Source organism: Promicromonospora citrea (genome assembly GCF_013004695.1).
Taxonomy (GTDB): Bacteria; Actinomycetota; Actinomycetes; order Actinomycetales; family Cellulomonadaceae; genus Promicromonospora; species Promicromonospora citrea.
This window is the reverse complement of record NZ_JABEMG010000264.1, coordinates 1-1,995: the sequence shown is the minus strand read 5'-3', so window position 1 is coordinate 1,995 and position 1,995 is coordinate 1. Positions and strand designations below refer to the sequence as shown.

General features: G+C 75.6%; 2 protein-coding genes. One reads left to right on the top strand and one right to left on the bottom strand.

Going from position 1 to position 1,995, the window contains the following annotated elements; genetic code table 11:
- Positions 1 to 67: 67 nt before the first annotated feature.
- The gene (gene cofE / locus HLB15_RS23440) at positions 68 to 856 is read right to left on the bottom strand and encodes a coenzyme F420-0:L-glutamate ligase (RefSeq protein ID WP_171109152.1); all 789 of its coding nucleotides are present in this window, start codon (positions 854 to 856) and stop codon (positions 68 to 70) included.
- Positions 857 to 1,039: 183 nt separating this feature from the next.
- Between cofE and HLB15_RS23435 the strand changes: the two genes are divergently transcribed.
- Positions 1,040 to 1,995 (top strand): serine/threonine-protein kinase (locus tag HLB15_RS23435; protein ID WP_171109150.1); only part of this gene is annotated, 956 nt, incomplete at its 3' end.

Below are 1,995 nucleotides of genomic sequence, written 5' to 3'. Positions count from 1 at the left end.
CCGCGGCCGCCCGGCCCTGGAGCCCCCGGAGCCGGGCGGCCGCGGTCTCGGACCTGCCGGGCGGCGGTCAGGAGTCGGCCGCGGCGTCCGCCCGGCCGTCCGCCAGGCCGCGCGCGTAGGCCTCGGCCGAGCCCTCCCGGAACAGGTCGTCGGCGCTGCCCCGCACCAGCACGCGGGCGCCGGGCCCGTCGTCGTCGGTGACGTGCCGGTCCATGCCGCGCACCACGGCGACGGCGCGCCCTGTCGACTTGCCCCGGACCAGCTCGGTCGCCGCCGCGATCTCGTCCACGACCGCGGTGACCGTGACGTCCAGCCTGCGCCCGTGGCTGTCGGCGCTGCCGCGCAGGTCGTCGGTGGGCGTGATCCCGGCGCAGCCGATCGCGATGTCGACGAGCGCGTCGCGCCAGGGCCTGCCGGCGGTGTCGGTGACGACGACGCCCAGCCGGACGCCGAGCCGCCGGGCCAGCGCCGCACGGATGCGCCGCGCCGACGCGTCCGGGTCCACCGGGAGCAGCAGCACGGTGCCCTCGGGCGTGTTGCTCGCGTCGACCCCTGCGGCGGCCATCACGAGGCCGAGCTTGTTCTCCACGATCCGCAGCGGGGGCAGACCGGGCCGCTCGCGCCGGGCGACCACGCGGACGGTCTCGTCCGTGATGGCCTGCTCCCGGTCGGCGGCGGCCACGACGCGCCCCTCGGCCTTCGAGACGATCTTGGAGGTGACCACCACGACGTCGCCGTCCCGTGGCCTGTCGTGCTCGTCGAGCCCGGCCAGCAGTCCGGCGAGGAGGTCGCCGAGGTCGTCGCCGGGCCGGATCTCGGGCAGCCCGTCGGGGGCCCAGACGCTGAGTCGTTCCACGGGTCCATCTTTCTACAGCGGCGGGAGGTCACCGTGCGTTATCGTTTCACCAGTTTCGACGTAATTGGGCGAAGTGCGCATTTTGGCCCGCCCTGCGTGACCGACAGCTCCCGTGCCCGACAGCTCCCGTAACCGACAAGGGGTATGTCCTTGCTGCAGGATCCGCCTCGGCGGACCACATCGATGCCCGAACCGGCAGCACTGCGCTCCGGCGAACCGCGCACGATCGGTCCGTTCCGCATCCGGGCCCGCCTCGGCAGCGGCGGCATGGGCGACGTCTACCTCGGCACCGCCCGGCGGGGCAGGCAGGTCGCCATCAAGCTCATCCGTGGCGCCCAGCTCCACGACGACGAGTTCCGCGCCCGGTTCCGGCGCGAGGTGCGCGCGGTGGCCACGGTGCGCAGCCGGCACATCGCCAACCTCGTCGACGCGGACGCCGACGCCGAGCTGCCCTGGCTCGCGACCGAGTACATCCCCGGGCCGACCCTCTCCCAGGCCGTCGCCGCCGAGGGCCCGCTCTCCGAGGCCGACGTGCTCGAGGTGGTGACCGGCGTCGCGGAAGCCCTCGCCGCGGTCCACCGCGCGAACCTGGTGCACCGCGACGTCAAGCCCGGCAACGTGATCCTCGGGCCCGACGGCCCCCGGCTCATCGACCTGGGCGTCGTGGCGACGGTCGACGCGACCCGTGTGACCCTCACGGGCCAGCCCGTCGGCACACCGATGTACATGGCGCCCGAGCAGGCGGCAGGTGAGCGGGCGACGGCGGCGGCCGACGTCTGGGCGCTCGGGGCCCTGGCCTACTACGCCGCGACCGGGCGGCACCTCTACGAGGGCGACCACCCCGCCGTCGTGCTGTACCGCGTGGCGTCGCACGACCCGAGCTACGACCACGCGCCCGCCTACCTGCGCCCGTTCCTCGACGCGTGCCTGGTCAAGGACCCCGCGAGGCGCCCCTCGCTGGACGGGATCCTGCGCGCGCTGGGCGTACCCGACCAGGTCGAGACGGCGACGGTCGTCCCGACCCGGGCCGCCCTGCGGCAGGCACGACGCCGGCCGCGGCCGCGGCCGCGCAGCCGGGCCCGGCGCATCGCCCTCGCCGCCGCGGCGGGCGTCGTGACGTCGGTGGTCGTGGGAGGCAC